Genomic DNA, 17,826 nt, shown 5'->3' with positions numbered 1-17,826 from the left:
ACATGCGAGTCAACTGCACCATCAACGGTAAAGACATGGAAGCCGACGACGTCTGGGAGGGCGAGAGTCTGCTGTACCTGATGCGCGAACGCATGGGACTGCCCGGATCCAAGAACGCGTGCGAACAAGGCGAATGCGGCTCGTGCACCGTCTATCTCGACGGCATTCCGGCCTGCGCCTGCCTGGTGGCGGCCGGTCAGGTCGAGGGCCGCGAGATCCGTACCGTCGAGGGCCTCGCCGACGGCGAGAAGCTCGACCCGATGCAAGAAGCGTTCGTCGAGTGCGGGGCCGTCCAATGCGGATTCTGTACGCCGGGACTCGTGGTCCAGGCCCACGATCTGATCGAGCGCGTTCCCAACCCGTCGGACGTCGAAATTCGCGAATCTCTCGCCGGAAACCTCTGCCGCTGCACCGGATACGAAAAGATCCTCGATGCCGTACGGCTCGCAGCAACTCGAAAGGCCGAAGCCAAATGACCACGGTGATCTCGGGTGCGTACATCGCTCCCATCGTCGGGGACGAAATCCCCTCCGGATACCTCGTTGTCGAGGGCAACACGATCAGCGCCATCGGTTCGGGCCCGGCACCGGTGATCGCCGGGGCCGAGACGATCGACGCGTCCGGCTGCCTCGTCACCCCTGGACTCGTCAATACCCACCACCACCTCTACCAGTGGGCGTCTCAGGGCCTCGCCAAGGACAACACGCTCTTCGAATGGCTTGTCGCACTCTACAAGCCGTGGTCCAAAATGGATGCCGAGGTCGTCGGAGGTGCTGCCGCGGCCGGCCTCGGTTGGCTCGCGAAGTCGGGGTGCACCACGAGCACCGATCACCATTACATCTTTCCCAAGGGCCGAGGCGATCTGTTCGCGGCCGAGATCGATGCAGCACGACGCATCGGCGTGCGCTTCCAGCCGTGCCGAGGGTCGATGGACCGGGGTGTGTCCGACGGCGGTCTGCCACCGGACGAGGTGGTCGAATCGCTCGACGACATCCTCACCGCCACCGCCGAGGCCATCGACACCTACCACGACGCCTCCTTCGGTTCGATGCTCCGCATCGCGGTCGCACCGTGCTCACCGTTCTCCATCAGTAAAGAGTTGCTCGTGGAGTCCGCAGGGCTCGCCCGCGCCAAAGGTGTTCGGCTGCACACGCATCTGGCCGAGACCCTGGACGAGGAAGAGCACTGCCTCGCTCAGATGAACTGCACCCCGGTCGAATACATGGAGCAGGTCGGCTGGCTGGGCGACGATGTATGGTTCGCCCACGCGGTACACCTGCACGATTCCGATATCGCGAAGATCGCGGCCACCGGCACCGGTACCGCCCACTGCCCGAGTTCCAACGCACGACTCGGCGCGGGTATCGCCCGGATCTCGGACCTGCTCGCCGCCGGTGCGCCCGTCGGCCTCGGAGTCGACGGTTCCGCCTCGGCCGAAATGGTGCCGCTGGCCGGCGAAGTGCGACAGGCGATGTACATGCAGCGGGCCAAGTACGGACCCACTGCGCTGACGGCGCGTCAGGCACTCGAGATCGGAACACTGGGCGGAGCAACGGTACTGGGACGTCAGAGCGAGATCGGATCGCTCGAGGTCGGCAAGCTGGCCGACATCGCGATCTGGCGCACCGACGGCTTCTACTCGGCCGTGGACGACCCCGTCGTTGCGTTCGCGTACGGGCAGACACCACCGCTGGCACGGTTGATGGTGGGCGGTCGAACGATCGTCGAGAACGACGTGTTGACCAGCGCACCGCAGGACGAAATAGGCCGCGCCGGAGCCGATGCGCACCGTCGCCTGATGAAACTCGCGGAGGACGTGCTGTGAGCGCCCCGACCACCACACCCCGGCAAGCTCCCGCCGACATCCCCGCACCGGGACGCGGCCGCGTCGGCGACAGCCCTCTGCGACCCGACGGCACCCTGAAGGTCAAGGGCGAGTTCGCATATTCGTCGGACCTGTTCATCGACGGCATGCTCTGGGGCGCAACGCTTCGCAGCCCGCATCCTCGGGCGAAGATCGTCTCCGTCGACATCTCGAAGGCGCTGGCAACACCCGGCGTCGAGGCAGTACTCACCCACGAGGACGTGCCGGGACGCAAATGCTTCGGCCTCGACCACACGTGGGATCAGCCGGTGTTGGCCTTCGAAGAGGTGCGGCACGAGGGCGAGCCGATCGCCCTGATCGCTGCCGATCATCCCGAAACTGCCCGGCGCGCAATGGAGAAGATCGTCGTGGTCTACGACGTGCTCGAGCCTCTGACCGATGCCCGACGCGCCGCGCTGGACCCGGACTACCCGAAGGTGCAGGAACGCGGCGGGGTGGCGCGGCATCAGCCGGTGCGCGTCGGCAACGTCGCCGCCGCTCGGGCGACCGCAGACGTGATCGTCAGCAGCGACTTCGCCGTCGGGATTCAGGATCAGGCATTCCTGGGACCCGAATCGGGACTGGCCGTGCCTGCCGAGGACGGCGGAATCGACCTCTACGTCGCGACACAGTGGATGCACAACGACCTCGCCCAGATCGGGCCGTGCCTCGGACTGCCCGAGGAGAAGATCCGGATGACGCTGGCCGGCGTCGGTGGGGCGTTCGGTGGCCGCGAGGACCTCTCGATGCAGATCCATGCGGCGATGCTCGCCATGCACACCGGCAAGCCGGTCAAGATCGTCTACAACCGCTACGAATCGTTCTTCGGACACGTGCACCGCCACCCCGCGCAGATGCACTACGAGTACGGCGCGACCCGCGACGGCAAACTCGTGTTCGCCGATGTCGAGATCATCCTCGATGGCGGCGCGTACACCTCTGCCACCCTCAACGTGGTCGGCAACGCCGCCTCTCTCGGCGTCGGACCGTACGTCATCCCCAACATCGAGATCGATGCGTACGGGGTGTACACCAACAACCCGCCGTGCGGCGCAATGCGTGGATTCGGCGCAGTGCAAGCATGTTTCGCATACGAGTCCATGATGGACAAGCTCGGCGAGGCCTGCGGCATCGGTCCGGTGGCGATCCGCCAGATCAACGCCGTCAGCCAGGGATCGATCCTGGCAACCGGCCAGGTCATCGAAGCGCCCGCCCCACTCGCCGAGATGCTCGCCCGAGCCGAGGCGATGGAACTGCCTGCCCCCGTGGACGCGTCGGACATCCGTAATCTGCCGGGTGGGGCATCGCAGACCACCCACGGCGAAGGCGTCGTACGCGGGATCGGTTACGGCGTCGGCATCAAGAACATCTGCTTCTCCGAGAACTACGACGACTACTCCACCGCGCGCGTTCGACTGGAGGTGATCGGTGGCGAGGCAACAGCATTGGTTCACACCGCCGCGGCCGAGGTCGGACAGGGCCTGGTGACATTGGAGGCGCAGATCGCGCGCACCGAGCTCGGCGTCACCAAGGTCGTTATCCATCCCGCCGATACCAAGGTCGGCAATGCCGGCTCCTCGTCCGCGTCGCGGCAGTCGTACATGACCGGCGGCGCAGTCAAGACCGCCTGCGAGGCCGTCCGTGAGGCGGTGTTCGTCCTGGCCGGCCTGTACCTGGGCCGCGCGGTGGCAGACCTGAGCCTCGACGGCGGCAAGATCGTCTCGGCCACCGACGGTGTGCTGGCGACGATCGAGGACGTACTCGGCGACCGGGTCATCGAGCAGACGCGTGAATTCCACCATCGCCCCACCAGCGGAATGGATCCGGTCACCGGGCAAGGAGCGAGCCACACCCAGCTCGCCCTGTGTGTCCATCGCGCCGTGGTGGACGTCGACGTCGAACTCGGTCTGGTCAAGGTCGTCGAGATGGCGGCCGTGCAGGACGTCGGCAAGATCCTCAACCGGCTCTCGCTCGAAGGCCAGATCCACGGCGGCACAGCGCAGGGACTCGGTCTCGCGGTGATGGAAGAAATCGTCGTCGTGGACGGTCTGGTGAAGAACCCGTCGTTCACCGACTACCTGATTCCGACCATTCTGGACATGCCGCCCATGAAGCTGGACATCCTCGAGAACCCGGATCCCCTGGCACCGTACGGTCTTCGCGGAGCGGGCGAGCCACCCACCCTCTCGTCGACGCCCGCCGTGGTCGCAGCCATCCGCAATGCAACCGGGCTCGCGTTGACCCGCGTGCCCGTTCGACCCGAACACATCATCAACAGCTGATCCGAGTTCCATCACCATTCGACGAAACCTTCTCCGGCACAACCGCACCGACGCCAACTCCCCCGGCACGTCGGCCCGGCCCCACGCTCGACGAGGTTGATCACGCCCTGGGAGGGCCGATCATGACCGACGTACGCACATCCAGCACTCGCCAAAGTGGACGAGGTCGATCCCAGATCGACAAGTTCTTCGACATCACCGGCCGCGGTTCGACGCTCTCACGCGAAATTCGCGGTGGCGTCACCACATTCGTGGCCATGGCCTACCTGATCGTTCTCATCCCTCTGATCATCGGCGATGCCCGCGACGTCACCGGTGCCACGCTCGATCCCGCTCAGCTGTCGACCATGGTGGCATTGTCCGCCGGTCTGACGACCATCCTGATGGGGGTCGTCGGAAACGCGCCCCTCGCCATGGCGGCCGGCCTCGGGGTGACGCCCATCGTGGTGTTCCAGGCCGCGCCGTACATGACCTGGCCGCAGGCGATGGGCCTGGTGGTTCTCGAGGGCGTCGTCATCGTAGTCTTCGCTCTCACCGGCATTCGGCAACTCATCATGGATGCCATACCTCTGGTACTCAAGCAGGCGATCGGCGTCGGGATCGGTGCATTCATCGCGCTCATCGGCCTGGTCGACGCAGGGTTCGTCGGACACCACGAGGCAGCATCCACCGCGGTCACCCTCGGCACGTTCGGCAAGCTCGCCGGCTGGCCCGTGTTCGTCTTCTGCGTCGGCCTGATCCTGATGATCATGCTGTTCGTTCGCAGGGTGCCGGGCGCAATGCTGATCGGCATCTTCGTGGCCACCAATCTTGCGATCATCTTGAACTCGGTGTTCGACATCGAACCCGAGGCGTGGGGTCCCGTGGTACCGAAGGTGCCCGATTCCATCGTCGCCACACCGCAATTCGATCTACTGTTCAACGTCGACCTGTTCGGCGGATTCGCTCGGGCAGGAATCGTCACCGCGTCGGTCGTCCTGTTCACTCTCGTTCTCTCGGGCTTCTTCGATGCCATGGGCACCATCCTCGGAGTCGGTGAGGAAGCCGGACTGGTCGACAAGCAAGGCAGGATGCCGGGATTGAGCCGCATCCTGACCGTCGACGGCATCGGTGCCATCGTCGGTGGTGCGATCAACGGTTCCGCCAATACGGCTGTCGTCGAGTCCGCAGCGGGCGTCACCGAAGGTGCCCGAACCGGTCTGGCCAGCGTCGTCACCGGCGGATTGCTGACGAGCCTGATCTTCTTCACTCCGTTGGCCGGCGTGGTTCCGGTGGGTGCTGCGGCCCCGGCCCTGGTTCTGGTGGGCGCGCTGATGATGACGCACGTACGCAAGATCGACTGGGAGAACACCGAAATCGCCATCCCGGCCTTCCTGACCATCGTGCTGATGCCCTTCACGTACTCGATCACCGTCGGAGTCGCCGCCGGTGTCATCTCGTACACCCTCGTTCGCCTCGCCAAAGGCAAGGCACGCCAGACGCATTGGCTGCTGTACCTGATGTCGGGCATCTTCCTGGTCTACTTCGCCCTGCACCCGATCGAAGAAGCGTTGGGAATCTCGTAACGTGAAAGAGATCGTCGATCGTCTGACCGCCTGGGACCATGCAGGTGTTCCCTACGCAGTGGCGACAGTCATCGCGGTGTCCGGAAGTGCTCCACGGCTTCCGGGTGCCGCGATGGCGGTCTGCTCCGACGGTGAGGCCGTCGGTAGCGTCTCGGGCGGGTGCGTCGAAGGCGCGGTGTACGAGCTGTGCCTGCAGGTGCTCGAGACCGGCGAGTCCAAGCGAGAGTCGTTCGGCTACAGCGATATCGATGCTTTTGCGGTCGGTCTGACCTGCGGGGGTGTGATCGAAGTCTTCGTCCGCCTCGGCCCTTCGCGGGCGGTGCTCGCGGCCATCGCATCGGATACTGCAGTGGCCACGGTGACGGTGCTCTCCGAGTCCGGGCAGTCGCTCGCGGTGTCCGCCACGGCCACGATCGGTAGCACCGGGTTCTCCGACGTCGACTCGGTGGTCGTCGGTGAGGCGCTGGCAATGTTGGACTCCGGCGGTACCGGCATCCGGTCGGTGCGGTGCAGGCCGGACCTCGACGTGTTCGTACAGTCCTACGCCACTGCGCCACGGCTACTGATCTTCGGAGCCATCGACTACGCCGGAGCACTCGCCCGCGTGGGCAAGTTTCTCGGCTACCAAGTCACGGTCTGCGATGCCCGGCCCGTATTTGCCACTGCTGCCAGGTTTCCCGACGCCGACGAGGTGGTGACCGAATGGCCGCACAGCTACTTGGCGCGGACTACGGTCGACTCGCGGACGGTGATCTGCGTGCTGACGCATGACGCCAAGTTCGATGTGCCGCTGCTCGAAGTAGCTTTGCGACTGCCCGTGGCGTTCGTGGGGGCTATGGGATCGCGCAGGACTCATGACGATCGCGCGGCCCGGTTACGCGAGGTGGGGCTGACGGAGCACGAGCTGGCGCGTTTGAAGTCTCCCATCGGCCTCGACCTGGGTGCGAGAACACCCGAGGAAACTGCGCTTGCCATCGCTGCCGAATTCGTGGCCGTGCGACGCGGGGGTAGTGCGCTGCCACTGACTCGTACCGCCGGCCCGATTCATCACGACGGAGTGAACGCAAAATACGCGTAGACCTTCAGTGGCGCGGCTTCGTCATCACTCTCCTGCCCCCCGAAAGACACACTCCAGAACGGATATTGCCTGCTCACAGGGCCCGAATTGAGCGTTTTCAGTTCTTGTCGGTGGCACGGGTTAGTCTTCTTTCAGTTCGAACGGACGTTCTGAAATGTTGCTCACCGGGGGGTGAAAGATGGGTGCACTGCCAGCTGTGTCGCTGGAGGCGTTGACCGCGGCCGCGTGTGAGGAGAATCGGCAGGCGGCCCGCAAGATCACCGCCTGCTACCGCGTGCACTGCGACTGGATCACCCTCGACACCAAACACAAGCATTACAGCCGATACGGGCGCACCGAGATGGCGGTCGCGTTGGGATGTTCGGCGACGGTCGCCGAATCGTGGGTTTCCGTCGGTGTCGCTTTGCACACCCGACTGCCACTGCTCAAGGTCGCGTTCGAGTCCGGTGAAATCGACCTTGCGCGGGTGCGGACGGTGTGCCGGATCCTCGACAACCTGAGCGACGAGATCGTCAAGAAGGTCGAGGACGAGATCGTCGAAGCGGCCCGCCGGTCGTCACCGGGTCCGCTGGAGAAGGAGATCTGGGACATCCTGGTGCGCGTCGCACCCGACGAGGCAGCGGCGTTGCGGGAGTTCGCGAAGAAGTTCCGCACCGTCACCTACACCCCCGCCGGGGAACTCACCCGCATTCGGGCCGAGCTCACCGCACCGGAAGCTGCCGCTGCGTGGCAGCTGCTCGAGGAGATGGCGGACACCCTGTGCCCGAAAGATCCGCGCGGGAAGAAAGAACGCTTGTGTGATGCGTTCATGGCCCGCATGCACGGCGAACCCCGCCTGGAATGCCTGTGCCAACGGGAGGATTGTCCCAAGGCGGATGCGGTGTTGCCGGATCGGCGGGTGCCGTTGACGATGATCACCGTCGACATCGCCACCCTCATCGGCCTCCTCGCCAACCCGGCGTATCTGGCCGGTCATGGGTCCATCGACCCCGACCTCGCCCGGGAGTTGGCACGCAACAGTCAGTGGCAGGTCCTGCTCACCGAAGCAGTCACCCTCGCCGAGAAACTCGGACTGGCCGTGCAGAACCCGGAAACCGGGGAATGGGAACGAATCCCCGACAGTGAAAAGACCGAGCCTGCAACAGAAACCGACACGGCAACGGCAGCAGGCACCGATCCGGATTCGGATGCGAATGCCTCTGCGGGCACCGACACGACTGCCGAGACACCCACGGACGCGAACGCAGGTGCAGGTGCAGGTGCAGGTGCACAGAATGCATCGACGGCTCATTCGAGTGTGGAGACAGCTTCGGCGTCGGAACCAACCGGGCCCGGTTCTCCTGCACCCGAACACAGCTCGCCGGCAGGAGATGGGGTCGATCAGGTCGACGATCCCGCGCCGATCACCGAGCCCGCAACCGACCCGGCAGCAGCTACCACCCTAGGCTCAGGCCCAGCCCGCAAGCACGCAGCAACAACCGCTTCGGCGGCCATCACCAAGCCGTTACCGGAGCCGCCGCAGGCGACCGGCCCAGAGCCAGTTGCGTCACCAGCACCCGCACCGACTTCGTCGACACCTGTCCAACAGAGGCCGACCGCTGATCCAGTGCCAGATTCGAGCGAAAACCGATCTCCCACTGCACCATCCGATACCACCAGGAACCACGAAACCGGCAGTGACGAGGAAACTATCAGTGGATCCGAGCCGACATCGATCAGTAGTCCTGCATCGAGTACACGCCCAGGTGCGGGTACCGACACCGAGGATCGACCTCCGCGCCGCCTGCAATCGTTGAACTCAGCCGCAGCCCTGTTCTGCACTCACACCCCTGTCGGCAGGGGCACACGGCACAGCTCTGCCCTCGACCTGGACGCCATCAGACATCCCGCCCACAACATGAGGGCACCCGACCTACGCTCGGCACTCCGGTCAGGCAACCGCACCGGCTGCACAGCAGGCCAGACACCCTCCGGCATCTACCTCGGCACCACATCCCTTGCTGCCGCACTCGAAGCCGCCATCGTCGCCGACCCCACCCTCGGAAAGTCGGTCTCCCGCGACCCCCTCACCGACCGGGCCCTGATCTACCGACCCGACACTCTCACCACCGCAGCCGTCCGACTCCGCGACAAACACTGCCGATTTCCCGGTTGCCACCGACCCGCCGCCCGCTGCCAACTCGACCACATCAACCCGTTCGACCACACCAACCCTCTCGGCGGCGGCTGGACCACCGTCAACAATCTGCGGTGCCTGTGCGAGTACCACCACTGCGTCAAAACCGCCGGCTACTGGAAAGCCGTCATGCTCCCCGGCGGCGCGATCCTGTGGACATCGACGTCGAAGACCACCCGAATCACCCTGCCCACCAACGGCACAGCCGTACCCATCCTCGGCAACGACCTCAGACCACACATCCCCACCAAACCGAAACGATCCGGCATCATCGCCTACCCCAACCCACCCGACAACCAGGAGCAGGAGACAGACGACACGGCAGCACCGCCGTTCTAGGCGCGCGCCAACAAGCGCCCGGTCGAAGATTCCGAGCCCGCGATCCATGACCGCCGCACCACACCCGACAATCCGAGTCGGTCGTACGCCGTCACCGGATTACGGTGGTACAGCTGCGCGACGTCGACGGTGAATCGTTCGTCGGGTGTGAACACGACAAGATCTGCAGCGCAACCGATATCGATGCGCCCGCGATCGGCCATACCGACTTGGTCGGCAGTATTGGTGGCCATCCACCGCACGATGTCGGTCACTGCGAACCCACGGGCACGCGCCTCGGTCCACACCGCAGCCAGCGACACCTGCAACGACGCGATTCCGCCCCACGCATCACCGAAGTCTCCGGTGTCGAACCTCTTCAGATCCGGCGTACAGGGGGAGTGGTCGGTGACGATAGTGTCGATGGTGCCGTCGGACAAACCCTGCCACAACAACTCTCGGTTGCCGGCCTCGCGGATCGGCGGGCAACATTTGAACTGGGTCGCGCCCGCCGGCACTGCTTCCGCATCGAAACACAGGTAATGCGGACAGGTCTCGACGGTCACCCGTACGCCGTCGCGCTTCGCCGCCGCAATCATCGGCAAGGCATCGGCACTCGACAGATGCAGAATGTGCACCCGGCACCCCGTCTGTCGAGACAACTCGATCACCTGCTCGATGGCCCGGTTCTCGGCGGCACGCGGACGCGACTCCAAGAATCCCGAGTACTCACGACCCACCGCCGACGGTGCCTCGGCGATCACCTCGGCGTTCTCGGCATGCACGATCATCAACCCGTCGAACGAGGCGATCTCGATCAGGGCCTTCTCCAGTTCCGGCAGCGTCAAGGGCGGAAATTCGTCCACGCCCGACGCGAGCAGGAAGCACTTGAAGCCGAAGACGCCCGCCTCGTGCAGTGGCCTCAGCTGATCGACGTTTCCCGGCACTGCACCGCCCCAGAAACCTACGTTGACGACCGACTGATCCACCGCCACGCGCCGCTTGATCTCCAACGCCGTGACGTCCACTGTCGGGGGGATGCTGTTGAGCGGCATATCGACGATGGTCGTGATACCTCCCGCGGCTGCGGCTCGGGTCGCGCTGGCGAACCCTTCCCACTCGGTGCGCCCCGGCTCATTGACGTGCACATGGGTGTCCACCAAACCCGGCAGCAGCACCTCGTCCGGGCCGAGCTCGACGACCACCTCCGCAGACACGCGGGCATCCACAGTGTCGATGGCCACGATCCGGCCGTCGAGGACGGAGATCGAGGCCGCAACCTCCCGTCCGTCGATCACCGCCCGCGAAGCGCGAACAACCAGATCAGACTGCACTGGAGACACTCTGAAGCTCCGAGGACTTCCACGCGATGTCGGCCGCATCGAGGGCTTCGGCGTCGAGTTCACCGAACAATCGCAATCGGGACAGTCCGCCGTCGGGGTACACGTCCAGTCGCAGGTGTGTGTACGCGTCGGCCTCGTTCAGCAGGAACCGGTGGCGCGTATCCGGTTGAACGGCGGTGCGGGGCAGAATCTCGCTCCATGCCGTCGGGTCCGTGATGTGTCGGCGACGAGAATCGACAGCGCTGAGTCGAATCCACCCCGGTGCGTTACCGACGTAGTAGCTGGTATCGACCTCCACGTGTCGCGGAGCACCGGGCGATGCGAGAGCGAATACTGCGAAGTCGTTGCCGCCGTTGCGTCGTCGAGAATTCTCCCAGCCTTCGCCCATGTTGCGGGCCCGACCGGGCAGGATGATGTTGGCCGGCGAGGAGTAGAACGCGTCGGAGCAATCGGTGAGCCGAGCGCCGTTCTCGGCGGCGAGCAGGTCCACGGTGCCGGCGAGGAACCGCGGATCCTGCACCACCTGACCGTGCACACGGAACCGGGCGACGCCGCCGTCGGGGTAGATCGACAGACGCACATGCGTCCACCGGTGCCGATCGGCCACCTGGTACTTGTTCGCGGTGTCACCGGCCGCCGGGGACTTGTCGACGATGGTGTGCCAATCTGCCTTCAGCACATCCTCGATGGACGGGTAGCCCTCGATCGACGCCGCCTCGACGGACACGAACGGCGGGTAGTTGCCGGTGAAGTGAGCGGTGTCCACGACGACGCCGTGCACGATGCCCGGTGCCCCCAGTCGCACGATCGCCCAGTCGTGACCGCCTTCGTCACGGCGACGACGAGTCTCCCACCCGTCGTACACCTTTCCCTTGTGGCCGAAGTCCGCGGGATCGAACAGCGGAGCATCGGGCTTGATCAGGTTCTCGCGCTGGGCGAACAACTCGTCGTTCGCTGCGGAGACGCTACCGCCGAGCGCCCGAGAAGCCAGATCGGTCAGCGTGGTGAAATCGATTCCGGTCATGAGGTTCCTTCCAAAATGTGTGTGGTGGCCAAGGTTCGGCCCACCTCGTGCAACAACCTGCCCGCATCACGCATCGAGATCCGAGGATCCGGCTCCAGGTCGGTCAGTGCATAGGAGGCGGTGATTCCGTAGGGGCGCAATCGGTCCAGGCCGACGACGCTCCGCCCGGCCACGGTGATCACCGGGACACCGCCTGCACGTGCAGCGTGCGCGACACCGATCGGTGCCTTGCCGTGCAAGCTCTGCTCGTCCAGCGAGCCCTCACCGGTGACGACCAGATCGGCCGACGCCAGAGCGCTACCGAAGTCGATCAGTTCGAGCACGGTCTCGATACCCGGCTTCGCGGCAGCTCCGAGTACGGCGATGGCTCCGAACGCAGTGCCACCTGCCGCTCCGGTTCCGGCCAGCCCGCTCACATCACGTCCGATTGCGTTGCGCACCAGATGCGCCCACTGCCGCATCCCGTGTTCCAGATACAGCAGCTCCTGCGGTCCGGCACCCTTCTGCGGTCCGTACACCGCCGCGGCTCCGGTCCGGCCGAGCAACGGATTGTCGACGTCGCACGCCAGCTCGAACACCGCGTTCCGAGCCGACGGCAACAGCCCGGACAGATCCAGGTGCACCGCGCCGCGCAACGCACCGCCACCTAGCGCGACGTCGTTGCCGTCGGCATCGAGGATGCGCGCACCGAGCGCGACGAGCATTCCGGCACCGCCGTCGGTGGAGGCACTACCCCCGAGTCCGACGACGATACGTTCGGCACCCGCCTCCAGAGCGTCCGCGATGACGGTGCCGAGACCGAATGTGCTGGCCCCCGAAGCATCCAGACGACCACCCGGCAGGAGCTCGAGCCCGACGGCCGATGCCAGTTCGACGACGGCGGTATCGCCCCGGCGTGCGTAGGACGTGTTCACCTTTTCACCGGTCGGCCCCGAGCAGGTCACTGCCATTCGGTCCCACCCGGCGGCGACGGCAGCATCGACGGTGCCGTCACCGCCGTCGGCGACGGGCAGGCACACCGTCTCGAGCGACGAGTCGACCGAGAGCATCCCCGATGCCAACGCCCGCGCGACCTCCGCCGCCGACAGCGAGCCCTTGAACTTGTCGGGAGCGAGCAGAATTCGCGTCATCTCTAGTCCAGCAGGAGCAACGCGGTGGGTGCGTCCGCCGAGGTGTTGGCCAGCTCCTCGAACTCGCCGACGTTGTCGATCTCGGTGCCCATCGAGATGTTGGTGACCCGCTCGAGGATGATCTCCACGACGACGGGAACCTTGTGCTCGTTGGCCAGAGTCCTCGCCCGCACCAGCGTCTCACCGATCAGGTCGGGATCGGTGACTCGGAGTGCTTTGCAGCCCAGTCCTTCTGCCACCTGCACATGGTCGACGCCGTAGCCCTTGGGGATACCGGGCTGAGTGTCCAACGTGTCCTGGTGGTTGATGTTGTCGAATCCCAACTGCACGCAGAAATCCATGTCGAAGGCGCGCTGCGCCTGGCGGATCAGCCCGAGGTACGAGTTGTTCACCACCACGTGCACGTACGGCAGATTGAACTGCGCACCGACGGCCAGTTCTTCGATCATGAACTGGAAGTCGTAATCTCCCGACAGTGCAACGACATTCGCCTTGGGATCGGCTGCCACCGCACCCAGTGCCGCGGGAATGGTCCAGCCGAGCGGGCCGGCCTGCCCGCAGTTGATCCAGTTGCGCGGGGAGTAGACGTGCAGGAACTGACCGCCCGCGATCTGCGAGAGCCCGATGGTACTGACGTAGCGGGTATCGCGGTCGAAGACCTTGTTCATCTCCTCGTACACGCGCTGCGGCTTGATCGGCACGTTGTCGAAGTGGGTGCGCCGATGCATCGTCCGCTTACGAGTCGCACAGTCCTCGACCCAGCCCGAGAGATCACGCAACGTGCCCGCCGCCCGACGCTCCTCGGCGACGGCCACGAACTGCTCGAGTGCGGCCTTGGCGTCGGAGATGATGCCGTAGTCCGGCGCGAAGACACGTCCGATCTGGGTCGGCTCGATGTCGACGTGGACGAACTTGCGGCCCTTGCGGTACGTGTCCAGTCCGCCGGTATGTCGGTTGGCCCAACGGTTTCCGATGCCGAGCACGAAGTCCGAGGCCAACAGGGTTGCGTTGCCGTACCGGTGCGCGGTTTGCAAACCGACCATGCCTGCCGCGAGACGGTGATCGTCGGGGATGGTGCCCCAGCCCATCAGGGTCGGGATGACCGGGACGTCGAGGATCTCGGCGAGCTGGACGAGCAGATCGGAGGCATCGGCGTTGATGATGCCGCCGCCGGCGACGATCAACGGACGCTCGGCCGCGAGGAGCATGTCGATGGCCTTCTCGGCCTGAGCACGCGAGGCGACGGGCTTGTGCACGGGCAGCGACTGGTAGGTGTCGGGATCGAAGTCGATCTCGGCCAGCTGCACGTCGATGGGCAGGTCGATCAGCACCGGACCGGGGCGACCGGACCGCATCAGGTGGAACGCCTGCGCGAAGGCACCGGGAACCTGGGCCGGCTCGAGCACCGTCATCGCCATCTTGGTCACGGGCGCAGCGATCGACGCGATGTCGACGGCCTGGAAGTCCTCCTTGTGCAACCGCGCGACCGGGGCCTGGCCGGTGATGGCGAGGATCGGAATCGAGTCGGCCATGGCCGAATACAACCCGGTGATCATGTCGGTTCCGGCCGGGCCGGACGTACCGATACAGATTCCGATGTTGCCCGGAGCTGCCCTGGTGAACCCCTCCGCCATGTGCGAGGCACCCTCGACGTGGCGGGCCAGCACGTGGCGGATCCCACCGTGATCGCGCATCGCCGCGTAGAAGGGATTGATGGCCGCACCGGGGAGACCGAATGCGGTTGTGGCACCTTCGAGTTCGAGGATCTTCACTGCGGCATCGGCCGCGCGCATCCTGGCCATATCAGTTGTCCTTACCCGAGAGCCGAGCGACGCCGCGGTACAGTGCCGAATGATCCAGTCCACCATCACCATTGGCGCGGGCGGAAGCCATCAGCTGCGCCAGCACGGCACCCATCGGGATCACGACTCCCGCCTCGCGCGCTGCCGAGGTGACGATACCGAGGTCCTTGTGGTGCAGGTCGATACGGAACCCGGGCTCGAACGACCGGTCCAGGATCTTCTGGGCCTTCTGGTTCAGCACGGCCGAGCCGGCGAGGCCGCCGCCGAGAACCTCGACCGACGCAGCCAGATCGACGCCGTACGCCTCGAGGAACGCGATCGCCTCGGCGAGCACCTGAATGTTGCCGGCCACGATCAACTGGTTGGCCGCCTTGACCGTCTGCCCGGATCCGCTCGGGCCCACATGCACGACGGTCTTGCCGACGACGTCGAGAATCGGCTTGGCCGTTGCGAAGTCGTCCGCGCTGCCACCGACCATGATCGACAGCGTCGCGTTCTCGGCACCGGCCTGGCCCCCGGAGACCGGGGCATCGAGGATCCGGAAGCCGCGCGAGGTCGCGTCGGCAGCCAAGGTGGCGGTGACGTCGGGACGGATGCTGGAGAAGTCGATGATCAGCGCGTCGCGTCGAGCATTGTCGAACACACCACCCTCACCGACCAGGACGTCCTGCACATCGGGGGAGTCGGGGACCATGATCGCGATGACGTCGGCGTCGTGGACGGCCTTGGCGATGGAGTCCGCCGCGGTACCACCGGCTTCGACGAGGGGGCCGGTGCGATCGGGGGTCAGGTTGTAGCCGACCACCTGGTGGCCGGCCTTGGCGAGATGAACGGACATGGGGCTGCCCATGATTCCGAGGCCGATGAATGCAATGGTGCTCATGAGAATCCTTACTTGGAGGTAGTGACGTCGGCCAGATCCGGCGCAAGCCAGAAGAACGTGTCCTGGCGGGTGGCTTTGTATTCGAGTCCGACGTAGCCGTCGTAACCGCGTTCGGCGAGGCCGACGAGCTGTCCGCCGAGGTCGAGCGATCCGGTGCCCGGTTCTCCGCGGCCGGGGGAGTCGGCGATCTGTACGTGCCCGATCAGGTCGTGGTGGGCCTCGAGCGCTGCGGGAACGTCGTCTCCGTTGACGGCGAGGTGGTACAGGTCGGCAAGCAGACGCAGGTTGTGCACGTCCTGCTCACGGGCCACGCGGCGGATGGTGGCGACGGCTCCGGCAGCGGACTTCAGCGGGTAGGCGGGTGCGCCGCTGACGGGTTCGACCAGTACGACCGCACCGATTTTCGCTGCGGCCTTCCCGGCTGCGGCCAGGTTCTCGATCGCGACCTCGTCCTGGTCGAGCGGGTCGACTCCGTCGATGCGATTTCCGTACAGGGCGTTGAACGCTCTGGTGCCGAGTTGTTCGCCGATTCCGACGGTGGCGTCGATGTTGTCTCGGAAGGCCTGCTTCTGCGCTGGATCGGAGAGAATCCCACGATCGCCTGCAGGCATGTCGCCGGCGGCGAAGTTCAGTCCGGTCAGCTGTACGCCCGCATCCTGGACGGACTTCACGAATGCATCGACGTCGGCATCGGACGGGACCGGGTTCGAGAACGGCCACCAGAATTCGACGGCGTCGAAGCCGGCATCTCGCGCGCGCTGCGGGCGATCGAGCAGAGGTACGTCGGTGAAGAGAATGGAACAGTTGACGGTGTAGTGGAGCCTGGAATCAGCGAAGGTGTTCATGCACAGTGCCTTTCAGTTCTGAGGTTGCGGCAGGCCGCGGTACCTGCGCCAGCTGCCTGCGTAGGTGATGTCGGTCAGCTCGTCCGGTTGTGCATCGAGCACCCCGGGGCGGAGGCCCACGCCCAGGACGGAGCGCCCGTCCTCGAGCGCGACCACGGTGAGTTCGAGCTCCGGCGGTTCGTCCGGCAGGAACGCCGTGCGGATGTCGTCGAGCGGAATGTCGTAGAGCTCGCCCTCGATGGCCGCACCTGCGGTGTGGTCGAGCAGCAGCGCCGGGAATTCGTCCCGTACCGAGAAGAAGCGGTAGTTCGGCGTGGTGCGCACTGTCCCCACGAACGGGTGGGACGAGACGTTGTGGTGCAGGCTGCCGCCGCGCATCGCACCACCGTTGCAGAAAAGCTCCGTCATGAAGTCGTTCCTCTCGGGCTCGAACGGACCGGACTCAAAGTCCGCATTGCGGAATTGCGATTCCGTTTTGTGAAGCGAGTGTGGCGTGCACCACGTGGATCTGTCAAGACCCGCACACCCGGACTGTCCGACCGAAGCGCCGAATACCGCAGTGCTGCAACACCGAAAGACTCGACGCAGACAACCCGAGATCAACCCTTGACAGTGGATGTGATCGGTGTCACGCTCGTCTGGTGGAATCAACATTTCGTATAGCGGAATCAGACACCGACGCTGCAGTCGTCGAGCTGAACTCGGCCTCCGACGCCGATGCGGCGCGCAGGCTGTCGCTCTGCCTCGACGTACCCCGCTGGGTCGGAGGGGTTCTGAGCGCCCGCCCGTTCGCCGACACACAGGCTCTGCGTCACGCCATCCGTCACGCTGCCGGACCACTGACAGCCGAGGAGGTGGGGCGAGCACTCGCCGTGCATCCGCGCATCGGCGAGAGACCCGACAATCACGATAGGAGTGCGGAGTACGCGAGCGCCGAACAATCCGGCGTCGACATCTCCGACGCGAGCATCGAACAACGGCTACGAACGGGAAACGTGGCCTACGAGAGGCGATTCGGGCAGGTGTTTCTGATCAGGGCCGCCGGCCGGGATGCCCACGCGGTTCTCGACGCTCTGCACGGCAGGCTCGGCAACGACTCCGAGACCGAGGCCGTCGTCGTCGAGCACGAACTGCGGGAGATCGCCGAGATTCGCGCGACAGGAAGTCTCGGCGATGTCTGACCAGAGGAGCCATGTGACCGCCCACGTACTCGATGCGGCAAGAGGCGTTCCTGCGCAGGGCGTCTCGATCATGCTTGCCGATCACCACGGTATCCACGTTGCCGACGCGGTCACCGACGAGCAAGGGCGGGTCGCCGCGCTCGGTCCCAGTGAACTCGAACCGGGCGTCTACCGCCTCACTTTCGCAACCGGCGCGTACTTCGCGGCCCAGCACACCGAATGCTTCCACCCCGAGGTGGTCGTCACCTTCGAGATCACCGCACCCGACCAGCACTACCACATCCCACTTCTGTTGAGCCCGTTCGCTTTCACCACCTATCGAGGGAGCTAGAACC

Annotated in this window: 15 protein-coding genes; 8 read left to right on the top strand and 7 right to left on the bottom strand. The window is 65.3% G+C overall.

Annotated features, from left to right (window positions below; translation table 11 throughout):
- Positions 1 to 2 precede the first annotated feature (2 nt).
- The 6 genes from CH251_RS01780 to CH251_RS01755 all read left to right on the top strand — a co-directional run bounded on the left by CH251_RS01780 (position 3) and on the right by CH251_RS01755 (position 9,304).
- Positions 3 to 476 carry a (2Fe-2S)-binding protein gene (locus CH251_RS01780; RefSeq protein WP_094611528.1) on the top strand — a complete coding sequence of 158 codons (474 nt, stop codon included), beginning with the start codon at positions 3 to 5 and terminating at the stop codon, positions 474 to 476.
- Positions 473 to 1,825 carry an 8-oxoguanine deaminase gene (locus CH251_RS01775; protein WP_179273684.1) on the top strand — a complete coding sequence of 451 codons (1,353 nt, stop codon included), beginning with the start codon at positions 473 to 475 and terminating at the stop codon, positions 1,823 to 1,825. Before CH251_RS01780 ends, CH251_RS01775 begins: the two co-directional genes overlap by 4 nt.
- Entirely contained in the window at positions 1,822 to 4,146 is a 2,325-nt protein-coding gene (locus tag CH251_RS01770) for a xanthine dehydrogenase family protein molybdopterin-binding subunit (protein WP_256978750.1), read from the top strand. The genes CH251_RS01775 and CH251_RS01770 overlap by 4 nt, the downstream gene beginning before the upstream one ends.
- Before the next feature lie 122 nt (positions 4,147 to 4,268).
- Positions 4,269 to 5,711 (top strand): NCS2 family permease, encoded by a 1,443-nt coding sequence (locus tag CH251_RS01765; protein ID WP_094611527.1) that lies wholly within the window; start codon positions 4,269 to 4,271, stop codon positions 5,709 to 5,711.
- A 1-nt stretch (position 5,712) separates the two neighbouring features.
- On the top strand, positions 5,713 to 6,789 hold the full coding sequence (locus CH251_RS01760; protein ID WP_218828257.1) for an XdhC family protein: 1,077 nt from the start codon (positions 5,713 to 5,715) through the stop codon (positions 6,787 to 6,789).
- Positions 6,790 to 6,967: 178 nt separating this feature from the next.
- Positions 6,968 to 9,304 carry an HNH endonuclease gene (locus tag CH251_RS01755; protein WP_094611526.1) on the top strand — a complete coding sequence of 779 codons (2,337 nt, stop codon included), beginning with the start codon at positions 6,968 to 6,970 and terminating at the stop codon, positions 9,302 to 9,304.
- Here CH251_RS01755 and allB read toward each other — a convergent pair.
- Genes allB through CH251_RS01720 form a run of 7 tightly spaced genes read right to left on the bottom strand, consistent with a single transcriptional unit; the run spans position 9,301 to position 16,718 of the window.
- Positions 9,301 to 10,665 (bottom strand): allantoinase AllB, encoded by a 1,365-nt coding sequence (gene allB / locus CH251_RS01750; protein ID WP_094611525.1) that lies wholly within the window; start codon positions 10,663 to 10,665, stop codon positions 9,301 to 9,303. The genes CH251_RS01755 and allB overlap by 4 nt on opposite strands.
- Positions 10,607 to 11,650: an allantoicase gene (gene alc, locus CH251_RS01745; RefSeq protein WP_094611524.1), complete on the bottom strand. Its 1,044-nt coding sequence runs from the start codon at positions 11,648 to 11,650 to the stop codon at positions 10,607 to 10,609. The genes allB and alc overlap by 59 nt, the downstream gene beginning before the upstream one ends.
- Positions 11,647 to 12,780: a glycerate kinase gene (locus CH251_RS01740; RefSeq protein WP_094611523.1), complete on the bottom strand. Its 1,134-nt coding sequence runs from the start codon at positions 12,778 to 12,780 to the stop codon at positions 11,647 to 11,649. The genes alc and CH251_RS01740 overlap by 4 nt, the downstream gene beginning before the upstream one ends.
- 2 nt (positions 12,781 to 12,782) lie before the next feature.
- Entirely contained in the window at positions 12,783 to 14,582 is a 1,800-nt protein-coding gene (gene gcl / locus CH251_RS01735) for a glyoxylate carboligase (RefSeq protein WP_094611522.1), read from the bottom strand.
- 1 nt (position 14,583) lies between these two features.
- A complete protein-coding gene (locus tag CH251_RS01730; protein ID WP_094611521.1) occupies positions 14,584 to 15,465 on the bottom strand; it encodes a 2-hydroxy-3-oxopropionate reductase in 882 nt (293 codons plus the stop codon).
- 8 nt (positions 15,466 to 15,473) lie between these two features.
- Positions 15,474 to 16,310: a hydroxypyruvate isomerase family protein gene (locus tag CH251_RS01725; RefSeq protein WP_094611520.1), complete on the bottom strand. Its 837-nt coding sequence runs from the start codon at positions 16,308 to 16,310 to the stop codon at positions 15,474 to 15,476.
- 12 nt (positions 16,311 to 16,322) lie between these two features.
- A complete protein-coding gene (locus CH251_RS01720; RefSeq protein WP_032385160.1) occupies positions 16,323 to 16,718 on the bottom strand; it encodes a gamma-glutamylcyclotransferase in 396 nt (131 codons plus the stop codon).
- Positions 16,719 to 16,951: 233 nt separating this feature from the next.
- On the opposite strand from CH251_RS01720, the gene uraD reads away from it, so the two are divergent.
- Positions 16,952 to 17,491, top strand: coding sequence for a 2-oxo-4-hydroxy-4-carboxy-5-ureidoimidazoline decarboxylase (gene uraD / locus CH251_RS01715; RefSeq protein WP_094611519.1), 540 nt, complete (start codon positions 16,952 to 16,954; stop codon positions 17,489 to 17,491).
- Positions 17,484 to 17,822, top strand: coding sequence for a hydroxyisourate hydrolase (uraH, locus tag CH251_RS01710; protein WP_094611518.1), 339 nt, complete (start codon positions 17,484 to 17,486; stop codon positions 17,820 to 17,822). The genes uraD and uraH overlap by 8 nt, the downstream gene beginning before the upstream one ends.
- Positions 17,823 to 17,826: the final 4 nt, after the last annotated feature.

Source organism: Rhodococcus sp. 06-462-5 (assembly GCF_002258315.1).
Taxonomy (GTDB): domain Bacteria; phylum Actinomycetota; class Actinomycetes; order Mycobacteriales; family Mycobacteriaceae; genus Rhodococcoides.
This window is presented reverse-complemented; position numbering and strand designations above follow the sequence as displayed.